We start from the raw sequence: 19911 nt of genomic DNA, 5'->3' as shown, positions 1-19911 counted from the left end.
AGGTCATTGCTAATCGTTGCTCATAAACCACGCATCCATTCTGCGCGTAAATTTGCGCGCTCGGGGTGTGCGACGGCTTGGTGAATTTGCGCCAGCAGGCGTTCTTTATCCCGTCCAAGCGTACCTTTGAGCACCAGATAGTTGGACGCATGATCGCTACGAAAAACGGTGTCGTTGAGATTGAGTTGAGCAATCATCAGTCCGAGTTCTTGCATCAGACCGGTGGTGTCAGGCAGCTCGTAATTCGGGAAATGGGCTTTGAATCGCGCCATGCCCATCGGGAATGACACCACCAGCGTAGAGAGAAATTCGGGTTGTGTGTCGTTCATCAATTGCGCGGAGTGGATCGCGTGCTGCGTGCTCAATTCGGTACCGCCCAAGCCGTTCAAAATCATGACGGATCGGGTGATCTCCGCCGCTCCGAGTTTATTCAGCGCGTCACGCGAGGAGTCGTAGCTTTCACCTTTGTTCACACGGTGCAGCACTTCGTCGTCACCGGACTCGCAGCCAACGTACACCATGCGCAGACCCGCATTGCGCAACTCTTTCAACTCTTCAACGGATTTATGACGCACATTGCGCGGCAGGCAGTAGGCGGAGACGCGCTGCACATCCGGCAGATGCGTGTGAATGGCGTTCAATACGGCCATCAGCCGACGCGTGGACAACGCCATTGCATCGCCATCGGCCATAAAGATGCGGCGCACCGGTACCCCACGCGCAGCGACATTGCGCAAGTCGCTCTCGATTTCGTCCTGCGTGCGTGGGCGAAATTTTTTCTGCGGCGCGGTGTACATCTCGCAAAACGTACATTGATTCCACGAGCAACCATTGGTCACGGGTAGAATCAACGAGCGCGCCTCGCTCGGCGGCCGAAACACCGGCTCGATGTAGTGAATGGGGAAGGCTTCTGGGTACATGACACACTCGTTGCAAAAGTTGGATTATCGCCTGTTTCCACCCATCGGCTCAAGCCAAACGAGCCTATTGCGCGTTGACTCAATCCTTTAAAAAATGCGCCACTGCGTCGAGACCGTCTATGCGTGAGGCAATCACCTTGATCACCACCAGCAATGGCATGGATCAGCAACCCAACCGCACCCCAGAGCCAGCCAAAAAACAGCAGCGCGACAAATTGAGCGGTATGGTTGATATTGACAATTTTGCCCAATATCCAAGTTTGCGCAAACGTACCAACCACCGAAGCCACCAAAAATACCGTTCCTGCGGCCATGCCGGCCATGGATAAATCAGACCATTGCTGCAATCCGGTGACGAACACACCTGCCGCCGTCAAAAGCGTACCCAAATACGGAATGATGTGCAGAATACCGGCCAGCAGCCCCCACACGCGGGCATTTTCAAAACCGAACAAAAACAACACCACGTAGGTCATCAGCCCGAGAATCAGGTTGGTCAGAAACATGGAGCCTAAGTATTTTTGTACAGAGCGATGAATTTCATTGAGCACTTCTACGGTGATGCGTTTTTGCTTGAGGGTATCACCGATGATGCTGACCGTTTTACGTCGAAATTGGTCGCCCGCTGCCAATAAAAAGTAGGCGAGCAACAACACCGAGGCAACCGTACCTAAATCGCTGAAAGTGTTTAGCAAACGGTTGAGCAGAATACCGCTGAATACGCCGGAGCTCCCCTCCTTGACCTGTGGCGCGACCGGCTGTACAGTCGCTTGGGCTGCTGTCGCGGCGGCTGGCGCTTTCGCAGGCGCTGCCGGCACTGATGCGGCTTGTCCCGCGTTGCTCGGTACGGCAACGACAGCGCTGCTTGGGTTAGCAGCGCGCTCCGAGGCTTTGTTTAAATCATCGGCGATGACTTGATTCACAGCATCTGCTGCTTTATTGAGCTTGCTCAAGGCGCTGGTTTCGTCGTTTTGGGTGTTTCGTAGTTCCGTACCAATGCGCTCAACCGTTTGCGGCAGCGATTCGGCTAAATTAATCGCCTGCCACCAGACCGCATAGCCAATCGCGCTGTTGAGCGCGACAAACGCCAGCACAGCAATATTGGCCGCGAGCCACCGCGGCATGCGCCACGCGACGAAAAAATCAACCACCGGCCCCAAGGTGTAGGACAGCAAAATCCCAACGGTCAGCGGAATAAAAAACAATTCGGCCCACTTGAGCAAAACCACGACCACCGCAAAGTTGAACAAAATCAGGCTCCAAAACAGGATGCCTCGCTCTTTGTTCGGTGTTTCGTCAGGTATCGGTGCGGATACGACGGCTGCTGTGTTTGAATGATCCATGAAGGTCGCTCTTTTTATGATGAGAAGTTTATTTTTTGATGTTGACCGCCTCGCCATTTAATCAAGCGTACTGCGTGCGCTGGGATTAAATACCGTTTCAACGGTACTGCAATGATTCAATGATTTTATGAAGAATCAATCCATACAACCGCAATCGGGTCATTCAACTCATTTCATTTGGCTGTCAACCCGCTGCGCCATGTGTCCAACGACTTGAATGGCCTGATCAAATTGCAAGGATTTGTCAAAAAAATGCTGTACGCCCAGTTGCTGCGCGATTTTTCGGTAATGAAAATAGGTGTGATTGCTCAACACCACGAACACGGGCGAATGATTCGGGGGTAAATGCGTGCGTGCGTAACGAATCACATCCAAGCCATTACCCTGAGCCAGCTCAATATCGGCAATGACCAAATCATATTGATGCTGTCTGAGCAATTGGATCGCGTCGTCTTGAGTCTGCGCGGTATGCGGCAGCACATTCGGCGCCAGCTCAGCCAGCGACTCCAAAACCCGCTCTTGTAACAACTCAGAATCTTCGATCAATAACAAACGCATGTCATATTCCCACCTCACAGTGCACAGCCACACCCCGCCGTGCCTACTCACTCTTTTGCAGACAGACTAACATGAGTGAGGCGCAGCCGCTATCGGTGTTTGTCCTACAAGCGCATGCAATTGGCTTTTCATCACTCAACCAAGCCGTTTTTAATAGCGTAGTAGGTCATATCCGCATTGGTTTTGAACCCCATTTTTTCCAAAATCCGACTGCGGTAGGTACTGACGGTTTTTACACTGATGAACAACTCATCGGCGATTTCGGTCGCACTGCGCCCTGAGGCCAATTTGATGAACACCTGAAACTCGCGCTCCGACAGCTCCTCATGCAAAGGCTTTTCATTCGGCTTGATCAACTGCTGCGACATCAGCTCGGCCACTTCGGGCGTAAAGTAATGTTTGCCCTGACTGATCTGCCGAATCGCGCGAACCATTTCCTCGGGATCGGCGTCTTTGGACAAATAGCCTTTGCAGCCCAAGCGAATCAAACCGAGCGCATATTGATCGGCAGCATAGCCGCTCAAAATCAACACAGCCAAATCCGGCGCGATGTGCTTCAGATCGCGCACGGTATCAATGCCGTTTTTATCCGGCATCGATATGTCCAATACCACCGCATCAAACTGCTTTTGTCGCACCCATTTGAGCGCCTCTTGCCCCGAGCCTGCTTCGGCACCGACGCATAAATCCGACTCGGCCTCGATCAAGCCGCGCATGGCTTGTCGCAAAATCGTATGATCATCCACCAGCAAAATCTGTTTTTTCATATTGAACCCGAGTGCGTGAATCATTGAACCTCATCGGCATCAGCACCCTCATCATGTTTACTGAAAATTGCTGGTGAACAGCTGCCACTGCTGCTGTAATTGTAAACGGGTATCGCCCAGCAGCGTGCGGTTTTTCCACTGCCTTTTGACATACACAAAAGCACCCGCAGCGATGACCATCGGCAACAAAAAAGCCGCTAAAAACAGCCATTCGCGCTGGGGTTGATGCATCGCCCAGAGGATGAAACCGATCATGCCGACCATCGACGCCAGCACCACGCCCAATGCCACCACAGCCACTGCCACGATGGAGCCGATGATGCGCCGTCCGTCACGTGCCAAGTTCTGCGATAAATGCGCACCGGTATTGGACAAATAATGGCCAACCTGCGGCACAACTTTTTGCCCCATCAGGCGCTTGACCTGAGTTGCCATGGTATACGCCACAGCCCATTTCAAAACGGTCTTCCACATAGTCAATGACCTCGGCTCGTTCACAAAAGACTACGCCTGTCGATCGCATTGTGCATCAACAGGCGCACTCAAGCGGGTTAGTAATCGGACTTCTTCGCCAAAACGAAGCCAAACAATGCAGCCAAACCAGCCACGGCCAACATCGATGTCACCGGTTTTTCCTCAACCATTTTGCTGCATGCTGCGTGCCCTTGTTTCCAAGCGCTACCCGCCGTTTCCTGCGACGCATTTTTGAGTTGACGATAGTGTTTTTTCAACGCCTTTTTCAAATCTTTTGCATCGTGGTCAGCCAGATCATCTGTCTTATCGCTGATCAGGTTTTGCAATTGCGCAATCATGGCTTTGACTTCATCCGCCGAAATATTGACCGCTTTTTTTGCTTGATCCGCAGCATCATTGGCAAAATCCTTGGCATCATCGACCAAATCAGTGGTTTTGTCTTTTGCCGCCTCAACACCGTCGATCACTTTATCTTTCAGCTCTTCTTTTTTCGATTGATTAAACATGTCGTATCCTCTTTAATGGGTTATTGAATAATGATGGTTTGGTGTAGGCAGTCCATTGCCTACAGCTTGGTTTTTTCGCTTTATAACTTCCGACCGCGCACCAGCGAGATCAAAGCCAAAACCAAGAAAATCACAAACAAGATTTTCGCAATCCCGGCTGCGCCTGCAGCAATGCCACCAAAACCGAAAATACCTGCGATGATCGCGATGATAAAAAATACCACTGTATAATGCAGCATGCTATTCTCCTTAAAATTAAATTGATTCCGTTGATTCGTTGAACGTTTCAATCCCTACCACCGCATATGAGATCAAGTTGTCCTTAGCTTGTTGCTTACTACGGTTCCCATATTAAACACCCGCAAAATTTTTAACTATGCGACGCAGACTGAAAACCGTGTAGGAATAGACCGACAACATGAATCTAGCCATCGTTCAAAAATATCAACATTTGAAAAAGCAAGTAGGCAATCGTGTCCTGTTCACACTGCTGCTGACCACGCTGATGATTATCGCCACCATGTTCATAACCGACTCATGGCTCAACGACATCACCGACTCAAATCAAAAAGCGCTGGCCGACTATGTCAAAATGAGCCGCGTCAGCCAAATCAGAACCCAAATCGAGCGTACCGAATCGGCGCAGCGTGGCTACTTACTGAGCATGGATGAAGCCTATTTACCACTCTACGCAGACAGCAAATTCACCGCTTTGAACCAACTTCAACAGCTCTCGACCCGCATCAATACCGCCAATATCGACCCGCAAGAACAAGCGCTGTTTCATCAAATCAATAACGACATCGGCGCCAAAATCAATGAAATGGACATCACCATCAAACTCATCGAAAACGGCCGCAGCGCCCAAGCGCTGGATTTGGTGCACATGAATCAAGGTCAGCTATTGCAAAACAACATTCGCACCAATGTACAAAGCCTATATAGCCTGATTGAGCAGCGACTTAACAGACTGATCGCACAGCGCAGTGAGAAAATCAAATGGGCGCGCTGGTCAATTTTATTAACAATATTGGTGTTATCCGCAGTGATATTGGTCACGCTGAACGACTTGATTAAAGCGGCTCGGGAAAAAGACAATGCCAAACAGGCCTTGACACAAGAGAACGAAAACTACCAAATACAACTTGCGCAAAACCTGCGACAAATGCAAACGCTGGTACTGGACGCGCAAACAAAAATCGAAGACAGTCGGGCGCAATTGGCACGCGATTTACACGACGAATTGGGTTCGATTCTGACCGCCATACGCATGGATTTAGGCTGGAGCATCAAAAAAATGCAGGCCGGACCAGCCCGAAGTGGCGCAAAAATTACAACGCACACAAGCCTACTTGGATCGCGCGATTTTATTCAAACGTCAAGTGGTCGAAGATTTGCACCCCTCGATGCTCGAAAACTTTGGCCTGTGGATGTCGCTGGAAAACATGGCACAAGAGAGCGCACAGCGCAATCAATGGCAATTGAACCTCAATCTGCCCGAGCAACCGCCGGAGCTGGCCAAAGGCCTGCAACTCGTGGTTTATCGCGTCGTACAAGAAACGTTGAACAACGCGAGTAAATATGCACAGGCACGCCAATTCACGCTCGACATTACCGTGGATGAGCACCACTTGAAAATCTCGATATGCTCGATGACGGCATTGGTACGGATTTAACCCAAACCCAACCGCAATCGCACGGCATCACCGGCATGAAAAACCGAATTTTTGCCGCCGGCGGACAAATCCACCTCACCAGCCAACCCAACCAAGGCATGCACACCCAAATTCTGCTGCCATTGAACACCGAAACAAGCAAGCCACGAGCGGCTCAAGTCTGATTCACGCGCCACCACACACACGGGACACAAGAACTCAGATACAAAAAAACCAACCCTCCATTTCGGAGGGTTGGTTTTTTAGCGCGACACTGTCTAAACAGCAGCGTGTACGGTCAAGTGACGATTAGCCCAACAAGCTCGCAGGGATATTGCCACCGTTGGCTGCCAACTGTTGCAAAACAGTTTTGTGCAACCACATGTTCATGCTCGCAGAATCATCCATCAAATTGGCAGGGCAGCCCAATTCAGTGGCCAATTCTTTGCGGTGCGCCAAGCTGCTGTCCATACCCAATAATTTCATCAGGTCAACAATTGACGTTTGCCAGTTCAGTTTTTCCGAATTGTTTGCAGCCAAGGCATTCAATTTACCGACAACATCTACTTCACTGATCGCAACAGACACAGGTGCTGCATCCACAACCGGCGCAGCCACTTCTGCGGCGGCAACTTCTTGAACTGCTGGTGCTTCTTCTTTTTTACCAAAACCCAGTTTGGACATAATGGTACCGAAAATGCTCATGTTATTCTCCTTATAAAAAGTAACAGGAAGGTCATTGTACCGCAATGGTTTTCGCTTTGTCTGTGTTTGACATGAATTTTTTGTGACGCAAGATATAACCGCTTATACCATCAAGGAGCCATAACAAAATGCGCAGATTTCTCTGCGCATTTTGTTCGATTCATTGGCTAAATAACTGAAAACGCTCGCTTTATGAGTTTTGCGTTTCCACCAATTGCAACGGCTCTTCCTCCACCACCACGCGTGGTTTACGCTCACGTGGCGGGTGCTGACGCACCGGCGCAACCGGTTCGGCCACATACTGTACCGCCGACGCATCGGTTTGTACCATTTGCAAGCCCGCTTGACTGAGCAAGGCGTCCAAATCCACCGATTCCACTGGTGTTTCGACCGGCGTTAATTCTGAAACCGCTGCTGACTCTTGCGTCGCAGCCTGAATCGTTTCGGTTACTGCCGGAGCGACTTCTTCAACCACAGACACCGCAGCCACTTCTGTCTCCACCGATTCGATCATTGGGGTCTCGGATGTTTCGACAACCTCAACCGTTTCTGCGCTCGCATGGCTCACCACAGGCATTTCCGTCACATTGCTGGTCGCTGATTCGGCCATTACTTCCACGGCTTGTGCAACGATTTGCGTCGGTGTCTGACTTGGCACTGCCACCTCAGATACCACTGGCACAATTGGTGCTGCTGGTGCAACCGGTGCGGCCACTTGAATCACCAGCGGCGTCTGATCGTAGTCTGCGTGGGTTTGCGTTGCACCCGCATCCTCACGCATTAGCTCAGAAATCGTACCCGCTGCTGCAGACATGACCGGTAATGCCGCTGCACTGCCATTGTGCGCCTCTTGTCCGTTGGTTTGCGCCTCATTGCCCTTCGGTTCGCGACGATCACGGCGGTCACGGCGATCACGTCCGGTGCGCAAACGGCGCTCACGTGGTTCACGTTGACCATTCGTTTGATCGGCTTGCGCTGCATGGGTAACATCACTTGCTTCGCTTTGAACGCTGACGTCGGCGTGCTCCACAGCAGTCCGTGTTTCACTGGCTACCAGCGCTGTTGATGCGATGGCTTGTGCGGTTGGCGTAGCGACCACGGCGGTTTGCTGCGCCACTTCAGTCACTTCGCTCACCGATACGACAGAACCGACTGCAACTTGTTCACCCGCCTCGGTGTTGCGGTTGCGATTGCGGTCGCGACGGCGGCGATTGTTGCGTGATTCATTACGTGATTCATTGCCGGCTTTATCGCCATCTTCTACACGATCGCTACGATCGGTACGGTCAACACGGGTGTCTTCGGCTTTTTTCGCCACCGCATCATCCGCTGCTTTGTTCACGCGCTCGGTGCGTTCATTGCGCGGTGTTCTACGGTCATTGCGCTCGTTGCGTGGCGTACGTTCGCCGCGCGTTTCGTTCTTGGCGGTTTTGTCACCGTCGGTTTTCACCGTTTTATCGGTTTTGTCGTCGTTTTTAGCGCCGCGTGACTCATCGCGACTGTCGCGGTTATTGCGATTGTTGCGGTTGCGATCACCCGAACGGCGATTGTCATTCTGGTTGCGATTGCCCGACGCGTTGCCACGGGTATTGCGGCGACGGTTTTGGGTCGGTTCTGGCTCTGGCGCGACTTCCGGCGCAATGCCGAACAGGCGTTTAATTCGTCCCCACAGACTTAGAGTCGGCACCACTTCCACTGCTTTCACGCGGGTTTCTTCTACCGGCGCCGGTGCGGGTGCGCTCGGCGTGATGCCTTTGACCACGGCTTCTTGGCGCTCGGCGGTTTGCTGCTCGCGTTTGGCGTAGGTTTCGTCTTCTTCCGGTTTTTCTACCTGCGCGTAGCTGGCTTGTACCAATTCGAGACGCTCGTCATCGTGACGCATGCGGTCGAGTTTGTAATGCGGCGTTTCGAGGTATTTATTCGGAATCAGGATGATGTTGGTTTTCGTGCGGTGTTCGAGCAAATGAATTTCCGCGCGTTTTTCGTTCAACAGGAAGGTCGCAACGTCAATCGGTACTTGGACGTTGATCGCAGCGGTGTGGTCTTTCATCGCCTCTTCTTGCACAATGCGCAGCACGTGTAAGGCGGAGGATTCGATGTCGCGAATCACGCCGGTGCCGTTACAGCGCGGGCAGGTGATGTGCGAGCCTTCGGACAGCGATGGACGCAGGCGTTGACGCGACAATTCCATCAGGCCGAAGCGCGAAATTTTGCCCATTTGCACGCGCGCACGATCGTAGCGCAGCGCTTCTTTCAGGCGGGTTTCGACTTCTTTTTGATTTTTGGATGACTCCATGTCGATGAAGTCAATCACGACCAAGCCACCCAAGTCGCGCAGACGCAATTGGCGCGCGACCTCTTCGGCGGCTTCCAGATTGGTTTTGAACGCGGTGTCTTCGATGTCGGAGCCGCGCGTCGCACGCGCGCTGTTGACGTCCACGGAAACCAAGGCTTCGGTGTGGTCAATCACGATGGCGCCGCCGGATGGCAGCGGTACGGTACGCGCATAGGCGGTTTCGATTTGGTGCTCGATTTGGAAGCGCGAATACAGCGGAATGTCGTCGGTGTAGCGTTTCACGCGGTGCGCGTTGTGCGGCATGACCACGCTCATGAACGATTGCGCTTGTTCAAAAATATCTTGCGTATCAATCAGGATTTCGCCGATATCCGGTTGGAAATAGTCACGAATCGCGCGAATCACCAATGAGGATTCGAGGTAAATCAGGAATGGCGCCGGATTGGTGCGCGCGCCCTGTGCGTTGGTATCGGGCTGTGCTGCGCCGTCAATGGCCTGCCACAATTGCAACAAGTAATTCATGTCCCATTGCAATTCCTCAGCCGAGCGACCAATGCCCGCCGTGCGCGCGATAATGCTCATGCCTTGTGGAATATCCAATTGGCTCATGGCCTCGCGCAACTCTTGGCGATCTTCGCCCTCGATGCGGCGCGATACGCCACCACCACGCGGGTTGTTTGGCATCAATACCAAATAACGACCGGCCAGCGAGATAAAGGTGGTCAAAGCCGCGCCTTTGTTACCACGCTCCTCTTTTTCCACCTGAACGATCAGCTCTTGACCTTCAAAAATCACGTCCTGAATGCGCGCCGAGCGTGCTTCAACACCCTCTTTGAACAAGCTGCGTTCGATTTCTTTAAACGGTAAAAAGCCGTGACGCTCCTCACCATAATTGACAAAACACGCCTCCAAAGACGGTTCGACGCGCGTCACCACGCCTTTGTAAATATTGCCTTTGCGCTGTTCGCGCCCTGAGGACTCAATATCAATATCAATGAGCTTTTGCCCATCTACAATCGCCACGCGCAACTCTTCTGCGTGCGTGGCATTAAATAACATACGTTTCATTGTTTCAAACTCCGTGCGGCATGCGCAAAAAATGCACAAGCACCGTCATCCGCCCACCCGACGGGGCGTTCGTCATGCCTTGAACGCGACACAGCGCGTACACACGGAGAGAGAAAGACATCATTCAATTGCTTGAAGATGATGAATGCCCAAGCAATGAGCCGAGCAAATGACGCAGTCGCTGTACAAAAACCAGTCATTGCCAACGCTCCTGCGTCGTACCCAACCGATTATTTGTCAGCACTTGCTTACCGAATAAATACCGTCAATACAATCATCCAACCACGCGATCGATCTTTTGAGCCGATCAAATGGCCGGTTTCACCTTATGTTCAAGTCGAGCACTACCGATGGCTGATTCGCTTCGGGCAGAACATTTTGTTGTTATTCAAAAGCCCCTAAGCATTCAATTCAGCTTCCATCAAGCATTCATTATCAGGCCTGATTACCATATGCAACCGCAGTGCCGCCGGCTTGAATTATCAAATCTTTCTTCCGTTGAAACACACTTATCTGTGTTTGCGTCCACAGCCGCCCCCGCATACCCGATAAGTACGTGGCAGACCACTGCTTTAGACATCCGTTTTTTACGTCAATGCGTGAAAATCATACAAAACAAACTGTTTCGTAGACCCGAATCGCATCAAACATCAAGGAAAAATCGGTTAAACCCGTTACAATAGCGTTCAGCGCGACTGAAAAAACTGCGTAAGAACCACAGCATCAGTCCTATGTGCCGTCGCACCATTCAGCGCCCACTGGCGTTACGCTTTTGGATAAAAGCTCTGTCGGCGCGATTAGCGCAGGCAAATTATAGCAAAATGAACCACTTACGCAAGGAATTTAAACGACTTATTTCGTCTTTTTAACCCCATTATGAGCAAACCCACCGATTTACCACGCCATGCGCCGCCTCGCGCCACTCAAAATCCCGCCGTCAGCGTGCGTCTGCACACCGTGGCCGAACACGAAGCCGGGCAGCGGATTGACAACTTTCTGCTGCGCGTGTGCAAAGGCGTGCCCAAATCCTGGGTCTATCGCGTGGTACGCAAAGGCGAAGTGCGCGTGAACAAAGGACGGATTGATGTGGATTACAAACTGCAAACCGGCGATGTGGTGCGCATTCCGCCCGTGCGCGTGAGCGAATCCACCCCTGCCGTCGTACCCGCGCACCGCGCAAACAAACTGCCCATCATTTTTGAGGATGACGCGCTGCTGATCGTGGATAAACCCGCTGGGCTGGCGGTACATGGCGGCTCGGGCGTGTCGTTTGGCGTGATTGAGCAACTGCGCGCGGCCTATCCGCAGCTCAAATTCCTCGAACTCGTGCATCGTTTGGACAAGGAAACCTCCGGCTTGCTGGTGTTGGCAAAAAAACGCAGCGCGCTGGTGCATCTGCACGAGCAAATCCGAAATGGTCGGATGGATAAGCGTTATTACGCGATTTTAAAAGGCCAATTAACCGACAAAGTCACGCACGTCAAAGCGCCGCTGCACAAATACGTCGCTGCCAACGGTGAACGCCGCGTGGTCGTCGCGCACGAAGGCGAAGGCCAAAGCGCGCACACGCAGTTTAATGTTGAGCAAATTGCGGGGGATTTTACCGTCGTGCGCGTGAAAATTTTCACCGGCCGCACGCACCAAATCCGCGTACACAGTGCGTCGATCGAGCACCCGATTGTCGGCGATGACAAATACGGTGATTTTGAATTGAACAAACAGTTGGGCAAAAACACCGGCACGCGGATGTTCCTGCACGCCCACAGTCTGAAATTCGTCCATCCGCAAACGGGCGAAATACTGACTTTGAGCGCGCCGATTCCGCAGGCATTCACAGAATTTATCCGAGATCATGGCTAAAAACATCTTAGAGGATTTTCAACGCGCAATGACGCTGAAAAACGCGGCCATTCAGGCGTGTCATGAGCAGCGTTATGCCGACAGCGCCCGTCTCGGCAGCGAATCGCTGGTGCAGGAGTCCGCGTGGGTATGCGCACAAGCGGCAATTCATCAGCGCGTGTTATCGTTTTCACTGTTTGGCGACAATCCGATTTATTGTGAAACCGCGATACTGAACGCGCAAGCCATGCCCGAGGTATACCCCGGTTGGCAAATGTGGGTGTATCACGATGCCAGCGTGCCCGAGCATGTGTTGGAGCGCTTACGCCGCTATCGGGTTCGTGTGCTGGATGTGCATCAACTCGGGATTGCTCACTGGCCGGGTACGTTTTGGCGCTTTCACGCGGTAAGCGAGCCGCACGTCGAAAAGGTGCAATTTCGCGATGCCGACTCGCTCATCAGCTCACGCGAAGCACAATGGGTACAGCTTTGGCTGGAGTCACCGCAACCCTTTCATGTGTTTCGCGACTGGTATTCGCATTTGGATTTGATGCTGGCGGGTATGTGGGGCGCGCATGCGCCGTTTTTGGCGGGAATGTCCGAATGGATTGAAGCGCACCTCAAAACCCGAGTAGAGCTGCATCCGACGCACGCGGACCAGGTTTTTTTGGCAGAAGTAATTTGGCCGAAAATCGCACCCTACTGCCTCGTTCACGATACGGTGCATGATTTACCGTTTGCCACGCCGATTGATTCGCCGCGCCCCGCCATGAGCGGCGGCAGTGCATTGGGCGGATTCAATGCCAAACAAATTACGGTGACGCTGTCAGCGCCAGCGACGGAATATCACGTTCGTATTTATGACGCGCGTGGTGACGTGGTGATGAGCTATCTGCGCCGCACCCATAATGGCAAGGATGTGTTTGAACTACCGATGCAGTACCACGAGCGTATCCGTGCCGGCGAATGGCGCATCGAGTATCTGCCGATCACTCCGTGATTTTACGGGCGGTAGCGCAGCAGCGTCACCCAGTCCTGCCGATTCATGTCACATTGATGTAAGGCATTCAAAGCGCACAACGGCGCATCGTTCTCACCCAACGTATCGGCCAACCACGAGCCGGCACGCGCCGGTAAACTGTGCGTCGCGGATAGTGCGCCGTGCGCATTGAGTTTGATTTCGCGCATGGTGACGGCTTGCACCACATTGCCGCCAACGGCATAGGCGCGGTTTTTGCGCACACCGACCAGCACATCGCAATGCATTTTGAGCGATTGCGCATCCGTGGCGTGCTCGGCCAGCCATTGTTCAAACCCCGCCGGGCCGAATACGCGGCGCCCTTCGCGCACATAGCAGAGCAAGTCACCAACCTGCAACGGTGTGTTTAAGGGATTGCGCAGATGAAATGCGCCATTGGGTTGCGCGGCATAGGCTGCTTTGATGTAGCGAATATGCCCGTCGGCCAAGTGAAATTCGGATTCGCTGAATCCTGCCGTGCGCATCAGGTAGCTGACGAACGCGCCCGACCACGGCGTATCGACAATCTGCGCGCGGGTGATGGCTTCGTTGAGTGTAACCTCGGGGTAATCGGGCGGCTGTTGCCCGCGAAACAAATCCGTCAGCCCGACGCTGTTTTGCCAGTAGTGCAGCACACGCCGCCACGCAGGTGTGCCGTCGCTCAGCGCATCGCGCTCGGCTTCCATCGGGCCGAATTTGAGCAATTGCCCTTGCGCATTGATGAACGGTTCGCGCCAGAGTTGATGCTCTTGGCAGGCCAATTGCGCGGCGTATTCAGCCTTGGTTTGCGGTGTTTGTGTACTGCAAAAGGACGCTTGCGCCTGCGCCCAACTCGCGCAAGCCCAAACGCTTAGTCCGATCAGCCAGCGAGCCGCGCGCATTGTGCCCTCATTCCATCTCAAAAATCGCCAAACTACCGCGCAGGTTGGGCAAAAAGCGCACTTCTTGCTGATCGTGCAGCACCATGCGGCGCGTCACGCGACAATCGAGGTCATGCGCAAGCTTTTCAAAGTCTTTGAGCGTGAGTACGCGCACGTTCGGCGTGTTGTACCACTCATACGGCAGGGTTTTCGAGACCGGCATCTGCCCGCGAAAGACCGACAGGCGGTGTTCCCAGTAGCCAAAATTCGGCACGGAAACGATGGCTTTTTTACCCACGCGCACGATTTCGCGCATGATGTTTTCGGTTTCGTGCACGGCTTGCAAGGTCAGCGACAAAATCACCACGTCGAAACTGTCGTCGCCAAACCACGACAAGCCCGCCTCCAAATCCTGCTGCAACACGTGCAGTCCTTTGGCCACGCAGGTCGCGATATTGGTGTCGTTTTTCTCAATGCCGTAGCCGGTCACGCCGCGCTCGCGTATCAATTTACTCAGCAGCGTGCCGTCGCCGCAGCCCAAATCGAGTACATGCACGCCTGCGGGAACCCAGCGGCTGATGACTTCAAAATCCGGGCGTTGCGCGCCCGCGAGCACCGTCGCCGGATTGAACGGCTCCACCGCCGGTATCGTGGTTTGCGTCACTGTTTGCTGCATGGTCTGTCCCATCTTAAGCGCCCTCCCCATTGACGTGCGCAAGGGTATGCACATTCTTAAAATACGCGCGCACCACGTTGTGATAGCGCTCGTCGGTCATCAAAAATGCATCATGTCCGTGCGGCGCATCGATTTCGGCATACGTCACCTGCCGACGGTTTTTCACCAGCGCCTGCACCAGATCGTGGCTGTGCTCGGGCGAAAAGCGCCAGTCGGTAGTAAACGAAACCACGAGAAAATCCGCCTGCGCCGTGCGCAAGACCGAGCTCAAGTCACCCTCGGCATTTTTCGCACCGTTGGTTTTCGCCAAATCGAAGTAATCCAAAGCCTTGGTAATCAATAAATACGTATTGGCATCGAAATAATTGGCAAATTTATCGCCCTGATAATGCAAATACGATTCGATTTCAAAATCCACGCCGTAGTCAAAGCGATACGAATCACGCACCTGATCAGCGGCGTGCTCCAGCGGGCGCAATTCACGGCCGAATTTCTCCGCCATATCGTCGTCGGACAAATAGGTGATGTGGCCGATCATGCGCGCGACGCGCAAGCCGTTACGCGGGACGACGCCGTGTTCGTAAAAATGCCCGCCGTGAAAATCCGGGTCGGTCAAAATCGCCTGCCGCGCCACATCGTTAAACGCAATATTCTGCGCCGACAAGCGTGTGCTTGACGCGATCACCACGCAGTGGCGCAAACACTCGGGATAGCGCACGCTCCACGCCATCGCCTGCATGCCGCCGAGCGAGCCGCCCATCACCGCCGCCCACTGTGCAATGCCCAGCCCGTGCATCAGCCGTTTTTGCGCATCAACCCAGTCCTCGACCGTCACCACGGGAAAATCCGCGCCATACGGTTTACCGGTATCGGGATTGGTGTGCATCGGGCCGGTGGAGCCAAAGCACGAACCGAGGTTATTCACCCCGACCACGAAAAACCGATTGGTATCCACCGGCTTGCCCGGCCCCACCATATTGTCCCACCACCCCGCGTCGCCATTGTCATACACACCCGCGACGTGGTGCGAGGCATTGAGCGCGTGGCAAATCAGCACCGCGTTATCGCGTGCCGCGTTCAGCGTGCCGTAGGTTTCGTACATCAACGTGTAATCGCGCAGAGACGCGCCGCTTTGCAAGCGCAATGGCTCGCCAAAGTGCATGGTTTGCGGTGTTGGCTTCAAAACACCGTCGTTCGTATTGATCTGGCTGGTGTGTGCATCACTCATCGTTTTGCTCATAAAAAACCCCAAGTCGGTTTGGTCAATTCAGTGAAAACTGCCAAACGCCACTTGGGTTGTGTTTCGTTTAGCCGTTTTGGTTGGAAGATTTTACTCCCCCAACCGCGCCCGCAAGCAGAATCCAAATCGGCGCGTGGTGAACTACTGAACTGTTCTCAGTGGGTGACAATGTACCACAAGGCGGGTTGGCTTGCAAACCGTTGATTTCAAACACCGGACTATTTTGGCTTTGGGCGCTGCGCTTAACGTGTGCTGACGCAACACCTTAGCCTTCACCGAAAGCCAAACCCTTTTTATTCAAAAATGGGGAATCTGCATATTTTGGTTTCGGCCGCTGCGCTTAACGTGTGCTGACGCAACACCTTAGCCTTCACCAAAAGCGCAAGCCCTTTTTATTCAAAAATGGGGAATCTGCATATTTTGGTTTCGGCCGCTGCGCTTAACGTGTGCTTCGCAACACGTTAGCCTTCACCGAAAGCGCAAACCCATTTTATTCAAAAATGGGTTTGCGCTTTTCAAAAAACGCTGTCATCGCTTCGCGCGCGTGCGCACCGCCCATCAGCCGTGAAAAGGCAACGATTTCCTCGTCCATCACCTGACGCAGCAAGTCGGCATTGTGAGCTTTGAGCAAGCGCTTGGTTTCGCGCAGGGCTTGCGGGCTTTTCTCAGCGAGTTGTTTCGCACGGTGGAAGGCGTAGGAGTCAACTTCTTTGGCTGGCATGATGTGTGTCGCCACGCCGATTTGCACGGCTTCTTCGGCGGTGAAAAATTCGCCGAACATGAGTTTTTCGGCGGCTTTGAGGTAACCGGCGTTTTGCACCAAGGTCAAGCTGGAGCTGCCTTCGGGACACAGCGCGAGGTTGATAAACGGCAGTTGCAGGCGCGCGCTGTCACCGACCACGACGAAATCGGCGTGAAGCAACATGGTCACGCCGATACCGACCGCGACGCCATTGACGGCCATGATCAGCGGTTTAGGGAAATCACGCAAGGCGTATAAAAAATCCACCACAGGGCTGTTGGCCAAATCCGGCGGGCTGTTGAGAAAATCGTGCAGATCGTTGCCCGCGCAGAACATCTCCGGTTGACCGTGAATCACCACGACGCGCACTGCGTCATCTGCCGCGTGGGCGTTGAGCGCATCGGCCATATGGCGATACATTTCCAGCGTCAGGGCGTTTTTGGTTTCAGGGCGGTTGATTTGTAGCGCGGCAACGTGTCCGTCAATGTGGCTGATGATGCTCATGCTGATCCTTTCATGTGCGTGGCGTGGATTTGAATGCGTCACGGCGTTTAGTTTAATTCATTCAAGAGTTTTTGCCAAAGCGTGTCTTGAAAACGCGCTTTGAAAAAGCCGAAATGCCGAATCTCGCGCACGCCAATCTCGGCAGGCGCGATGCGCTGCATCTTTTTCGGCGCATGGGTGTACAGGCTGTGAATATGCTCGGTGTTGCGCGCGGACATGTAGTCGTCATCGGTGAAGGAGAACGAGGTTATCGGCGTGCGCACGGCGGCATACTGGGCGCGTATGGCCTCACCCGCACTGGCAATGTAGTCGGGATGCAGACACCAGCGCCGCCATTGCATGATCACGCCTTTGGGCAAATCGCCGACCATGTTCAACCGTTTGCCGGGAAAATAGCCGAACAATGGCGTGAGCAACGGCACAAACACATACCAAAACAACGGGACGCGTCGCCGCAATTCGGGCGAATTTTCCTTCCAATAGCCGCTGCCCGTACCGACAGTGATGGCTTTGCGCAAGGCGGCGTGGTCAACCATGCTGATGAGTTGACCGCCCAAACTGTGCCCGACCCAATACAGCGGTAACTCGGGATAACGTTGCTTGAACGTATCCACGATCAATGCGGCCTCAGCGCCCCAATCGTAAATAGTCACATCAATCTGCTTGAGCGGTACCTGACTGGCCTTGAGCGACTCACCCATGCCCGAGTAGTCGAACGTCACCGCAACAAAGCCTTGTTGCGCCAGCCACGCGGCAAATGAACCATAGTAGCGCTGCGGCACACCCATCGCCGGCGCGATCAACACCACGCCGCGTGGCGTAGCCTGAGGCGCGTAGGTGGTCAACGCCAGCGCATGGTTTTTTACCGACCGTAGGATTTCAATGGCTTCACTCATGGCGCATTCCCACTCACACCCATGCCGAAGCAAGATAGAGGCCGACCACCGCCAATACGCCGACAAGCCACACCAACGAACGCGCCGTCGCCCAGTCTTTGGCATAGCACCATAGATAAGCAATGCGCGCGAGGATGAATACGCCTGCGAGCAGATTCAAACTACTCGCCGGTACGCCGCGCACAGTGGCTAATAAGACCGCCGGTGCGAACATCATCAACGCTTCCCAACTGTTTTCCTGCGCCCACGCCATGCGTTTGGCCATCGAGCGCTCCGGCAGTTGCGCTAAAAACTCGCGCGGCGCGTGGTTGTTATAGCGTCCGCCCTTGAGTTTGGCCACGCTAGTCGCCACCAAGGGCAACAGCGTCGCGACCAACAACATCCAATGTGCAAATAACATGACAATCCTTTCGGCATGAACACCGACATCTCGCGAGCATTCACGATAAAAAACCCCTCTATGTGACAAGAGGGGCATCAAGATGATGCGACAGCGTTATTTACGCCAAGCCGCATCAATGAGGAGGCTGTCTAAACCAGCACAAAGTAAGGTTTTACTTTGTGCTTCATTACAACTACAGACGTTCCAAAATACCGGCCGCGCCCATGCCCGTACCGATACACATGGTCACCATACCGTATTTACCGCCGGATTGTTTCAAGCCATTCAACACGGTGGCCGAGCGAATCGCACCAGTCGCACCCAATGGGTGACCCAGAGCAATCGCACCGCCCCACGGATTGACTTTCGCCGGATCCAAGTTCAGATCACGCATCACGGCCAATGCTTGCGCTGCGAATGCTTCGTTCAACTCGATCCAGTCCATGTCGTTCAGCGTCAAACCAGCGACTTTCAATGCCGCAGGAATGGCTTCTTTCGGACCGATACCCATGATTTTCGGATCAACACCGCGCACGGCGAACGATACGAAACGACCGATTGGCGTCAGGTTGTGCTCTTTCAAGAAACGCTCGGAGACCAAGATCAATGCCGCCGCGCCGTCCGACATCTGTGAGCTGCTGCCCGCAGTCACGCTGCCTTTGGCCGCGAATACGGGTTTGAGTTTCGCCAAACCTTCCATCGTCGTGCCTTCGCGCGGACCTTCGTCTTTGCTCACCACGAATTCTTTGGTTTTCAACTCTTGTGTCGCCAAATCGACATAGGTGTCGCGCACGGTGACCGGCGTGATTTCTGCGTCGAAATAGCCTGCGGCTTGCGCGGCCAAGGCACGGCGGTGTGATTCCACCGAGAATGCGTCTTGGTCTTCGCGAGAGACGTTCCATTGTTCCGCAACTTTCTCAGCCGTCAAACCCATACCGTAGGCGATACCGAGGTTTTCGTCTTTTTCAAAAATCGCCGGATTCATGTCGGTCAAAATCGCGTTCATCGGAACCATGCTCATGGATTCCGCGCCCGCAGCGATCATCACGTCGGCTTGACCGGTGCGAATGCGATCCGCAGCCATGGCCACGGCCGTGATACCGGATGCGCAGTAGCGGTTCACGGTCACGCCGCCGACTGATTGTGGCAAACCGGCAAACAGCACGCTCATACGCGCCATGTTCAAACCTTGCGGCCCTTGCGGAATCGCACAGCCGACGATGGCGTCTTCGATCAGTTTCGGATCAAGGGTTGGCACTTGCGCCAAAGCGCCTTGAATCGCGTGTACCAACAAATCGTCCGGACGGGTGTTTTTAAATACGCCACGCGGTGCTTTACCCACTGGGGTGCGCGTCGCGGCGACAATGTATGCTTCTTGCAATTGAGTCATTTTTTACTCCTAAACGGTGTTTTGTACACACCGCTTGATTATTCAGCGATTGGCGTGGGCAAAATCGCTTTT

20 protein-coding genes are annotated in these 19911 nt (G+C 53.6%); 4 read left to right on the top strand and 16 right to left on the bottom strand.

From position 1 onward, the window contains the following. Positions 1–20 precede the first annotated feature (20 nt). From ACZ41M_RS09800 to ACZ41M_RS09770, 7 genes are all read right to left on the bottom strand, one after another. A complete protein-coding gene (locus ACZ41M_RS09800) occupies positions 21–920 on the bottom strand; it encodes a radical SAM protein (protein WP_464731338.1) in 900 nt (299 codons plus the stop codon). Further along, a complete protein-coding gene (locus ACZ41M_RS09795) occupies positions 848–2263 on the bottom strand; it encodes an AI-2E family transporter (RefSeq protein ID WP_464731339.1) in 1416 nt (471 codons plus the stop codon). The genes ACZ41M_RS09800 and ACZ41M_RS09795 overlap by 73 nt, the downstream gene beginning before the upstream one ends. Positions 2264–2431: 168 nt before the next feature. Next, positions 2432–2821 carry a response regulator gene (locus ACZ41M_RS09790; RefSeq protein WP_464731340.1) on the bottom strand — a complete coding sequence of 130 codons (390 nt, stop codon included), beginning with the start codon at positions 2819–2821 and terminating at the stop codon, positions 2432–2434. Positions 2822–2952: 131 nt separating this feature from the next. After that, positions 2953–3612, bottom strand: a complete 660-nt coding sequence (locus ACZ41M_RS09785) for a response regulator (RefSeq protein WP_464731341.1) — start codon at positions 3610–3612, stop codon at positions 2953–2955. 33 nt (positions 3613–3645) lie between these two features. Then, a complete protein-coding gene (locus tag ACZ41M_RS09780; protein ID WP_464731342.1) occupies positions 3646–4023 on the bottom strand; it encodes a hypothetical protein in 378 nt (125 codons plus the stop codon). A gap of 116 nt (positions 4024–4139) precedes the next feature. After that, the gene (locus ACZ41M_RS09775; RefSeq protein WP_464731343.1) at positions 4140–4568 is read right to left on the bottom strand and encodes a hypothetical protein; all 429 of its coding nucleotides are present in this window, start codon (positions 4566–4568) and stop codon (positions 4140–4142) included. Between the two features lie 80 nt (positions 4569–4648). Then, entirely contained in the window at positions 4649–4807 is a 159-nt protein-coding gene (locus ACZ41M_RS09770) for a DUF1328 family protein (RefSeq protein WP_464731344.1), read from the bottom strand. 179 nt (positions 4808–4986) lie between these two features. Between ACZ41M_RS09770 and ACZ41M_RS09765 the strand changes: the two genes are divergently transcribed. Together ACZ41M_RS09765 and ACZ41M_RS09760 are read left to right on the top strand one after the other, a co-directional pair. Next, a complete protein-coding gene (locus tag ACZ41M_RS09765) occupies positions 4987–6147 on the top strand; it encodes a CHASE3 domain-containing protein (protein WP_464731345.1) in 1161 nt (386 codons plus the stop codon). Between the two features lie 66 nt (positions 6148–6213). After that, complete coding sequence (locus tag ACZ41M_RS09760) at positions 6214–6408, top strand: hypothetical protein (protein ID WP_464731346.1); 195 nt, start codon at positions 6214–6216, stop codon at positions 6406–6408. Between the two features lie 124 nt (positions 6409–6532). Here the strand turns inward: ACZ41M_RS09760 and ACZ41M_RS09755 are convergent, their stop codons facing one another. Next, positions 6533–6928 carry a DUF3597 domain-containing protein gene (locus ACZ41M_RS09755; protein WP_464731347.1) on the bottom strand — a complete coding sequence of 132 codons (396 nt, stop codon included), beginning with the start codon at positions 6926–6928 and terminating at the stop codon, positions 6533–6535. A gap of 190 nt (positions 6929–7118) precedes the next feature. Next, the gene (locus tag ACZ41M_RS09750; RefSeq protein ID WP_464731348.1) at positions 7119–10292 is read right to left on the bottom strand and encodes an Rne/Rng family ribonuclease; all 3174 of its coding nucleotides are present in this window, start codon (positions 10290–10292) and stop codon (positions 7119–7121) included. Between the two features lie 876 nt (positions 10293–11168). Here ACZ41M_RS09750 and ACZ41M_RS09745 point away from each other — a divergent pair. Both ACZ41M_RS09745 and ACZ41M_RS09740 read left to right on the top strand, forming a co-directional pair. Further along, positions 11169–12152, top strand: coding sequence for an RluA family pseudouridine synthase (locus ACZ41M_RS09745; RefSeq protein WP_464731349.1), 984 nt, complete (start codon positions 11169–11171; stop codon positions 12150–12152). Further along, a complete protein-coding gene (locus ACZ41M_RS09740) occupies positions 12145–13131 on the top strand; it encodes a hypothetical protein (protein ID WP_464731350.1) in 987 nt (328 codons plus the stop codon). Before ACZ41M_RS09745 ends, ACZ41M_RS09740 begins: the two co-directional genes overlap by 8 nt. Before the next feature lie 2 nt (positions 13132–13133). Here ACZ41M_RS09740 and ACZ41M_RS09735 read toward each other — a convergent pair whose 3' ends face one another. The 7 genes from ACZ41M_RS09735 to ACZ41M_RS09705 all read right to left on the bottom strand — a co-directional run bounded on the left by ACZ41M_RS09735 (position 13134) and on the right by ACZ41M_RS09705 (position 19839). Further along, positions 13134–14030, bottom strand: coding sequence for a DUF2272 domain-containing protein (locus ACZ41M_RS09735; RefSeq protein ID WP_464731351.1), 897 nt, complete (start codon positions 14028–14030; stop codon positions 13134–13136). Between the two features lie 7 nt (positions 14031–14037). Next, positions 14038–14697 (bottom strand): methionine biosynthesis protein MetW, encoded by a 660-nt coding sequence (metW, locus tag ACZ41M_RS09730; RefSeq protein ID WP_464731352.1) that lies wholly within the window; start codon positions 14695–14697, stop codon positions 14038–14040. 1 nt (position 14698) lies between these two features. Then, the gene (gene metX, locus ACZ41M_RS09725; protein ID WP_464732158.1) at positions 14699–15913 is read right to left on the bottom strand and encodes a homoserine O-succinyltransferase MetX; all 1215 of its coding nucleotides are present in this window, start codon (positions 15911–15913) and stop codon (positions 14699–14701) included. A 502-nt stretch (positions 15914–16415) separates the two neighbouring features. Next, the gene (locus tag ACZ41M_RS09720; protein WP_464731353.1) at positions 16416–17171 is read right to left on the bottom strand and encodes an enoyl-CoA hydratase; all 756 of its coding nucleotides are present in this window, start codon (positions 17169–17171) and stop codon (positions 16416–16418) included. Positions 17172–17218: 47 nt separating this feature from the next. Further along, positions 17219–18067, bottom strand: a complete 849-nt coding sequence (locus ACZ41M_RS09715; RefSeq protein ID WP_464731354.1) for an alpha/beta hydrolase family protein — start codon at positions 18065–18067, stop codon at positions 17219–17221. A 13-nt stretch (positions 18068–18080) separates the two neighbouring features. Further along, a complete protein-coding gene (locus tag ACZ41M_RS09710; RefSeq protein WP_464731355.1) occupies positions 18081–18467 on the bottom strand; it encodes an MAPEG family protein in 387 nt (128 codons plus the stop codon). A 175-nt stretch (positions 18468–18642) separates the two neighbouring features. Continuing rightward, positions 18643–19839: an acetyl-CoA C-acyltransferase gene (locus ACZ41M_RS09705; RefSeq protein ID WP_464731356.1), complete on the bottom strand. Its 1197-nt coding sequence runs from the start codon at positions 19837–19839 to the stop codon at positions 18643–18645. Positions 19840–19911 lie beyond the last annotated feature (72 nt).

It is taken from the genome of Puribacter membranae (assembly GCF_055380425.1).
Note: the sequence above shows the minus strand (reverse complement) of the source record. Positions and strands in the feature narration are given on the sequence as shown.

Coding starts and splice junctions, on each gene's coding strand:
- ACZ41M_RS09705 (WP_464731356.1), bottom strand. CDS start 19,839: ATGACTCAATTGCAAGAAGCATACATTGTCGCCGCGACGCGCACCCCA.
- metW (WP_464731352.1), bottom strand. CDS start 14,697: ATGGGACAGACCATGCAGCAAACAGTGACGCAAACCACGATACCGGCG.
- ACZ41M_RS09720 (WP_464731353.1), bottom strand. CDS start 17,171: ATGAGCATCATCAGCCACATTGACGGACACGTTGCCGCGCTACAAATC.
- ACZ41M_RS09760 (WP_464731346.1), top strand. CDS start 6,214: ATGCTCGATGACGGCATTGGTACGGATTTAACCCAAACCCAACCGCAA.
- ACZ41M_RS09795 (WP_464731339.1), bottom strand. CDS start 2,263: ATGGATCATTCAAACACAGCAGCCGTCGTATCCGCACCGATACCTGAC.
- ACZ41M_RS09755 (WP_464731347.1), bottom strand. CDS start 6,928: ATGAGCATTTTCGGTACCATTATGTCCAAACTGGGTTTTGGTAAAAAA.
- ACZ41M_RS09740 (WP_464731350.1), top strand. CDS start 12,145: ATGGCTAAAAACATCTTAGAGGATTTTCAACGCGCAATGACGCTGAAA.
- ACZ41M_RS09750 (WP_464731348.1), bottom strand. CDS start 10,292: ATGAAACGTATGTTATTTAATGCCACGCACGCAGAAGAGTTGCGCGTG.
- ACZ41M_RS09790 (WP_464731340.1), bottom strand. CDS start 2,821: ATGCGTTTGTTATTGATCGAAGATTCTGAGTTGTTACAAGAGCGGGTT.
- ACZ41M_RS09800 (WP_464731338.1), bottom strand. CDS start 920: ATGTACCCAGAAGCCTTCCCCATTCACTACATCGAGCCGGTGTTTCGG.
- metX (WP_464732158.1), bottom strand. CDS start 15,913: ATGAGTGATGCACACACCAGCCAGATCAATACGAACGACGGTGTTTTG.
- ACZ41M_RS09775 (WP_464731343.1), bottom strand. CDS start 4,568: ATGTTTAATCAATCGAAAAAAGAAGAGCTGAAAGATAAAGTGATCGAC.
- ACZ41M_RS09745 (WP_464731349.1), top strand. CDS start 11,169: ATGAGCAAACCCACCGATTTACCACGCCATGCGCCGCCTCGCGCCACT.
- ACZ41M_RS09710 (WP_464731355.1), bottom strand. CDS start 18,467: ATGTTATTTGCACATTGGATGTTGTTGGTCGCGACGCTGTTGCCCTTG.
- ACZ41M_RS09735 (WP_464731351.1), bottom strand. CDS start 14,030: ATGCGCGCGGCTCGCTGGCTGATCGGACTAAGCGTTTGGGCTTGCGCG.
- ACZ41M_RS09770 (WP_464731344.1), bottom strand. CDS start 4,807: ATGCTGCATTATACAGTGGTATTTTTTATCATCGCGATCATCGCAGGT.
- ACZ41M_RS09780 (WP_464731342.1), bottom strand. CDS start 4,023: ATGGCAACTCAGGTCAAGCGCCTGATGGGGCAAAAAGTTGTGCCGCAG.
- ACZ41M_RS09715 (WP_464731354.1), bottom strand. CDS start 18,067: ATGAGTGAAGCCATTGAAATCCTACGGTCGGTAAAAAACCATGCGCTG.
- ACZ41M_RS09785 (WP_464731341.1), bottom strand. CDS start 3,612: ATGATTCACGCACTCGGGTTCAATATGAAAAAACAGATTTTGCTGGTG.
- ACZ41M_RS09765 (WP_464731345.1), top strand. CDS start 4,987: ATGAATCTAGCCATCGTTCAAAAATATCAACATTTGAAAAAGCAAGTA.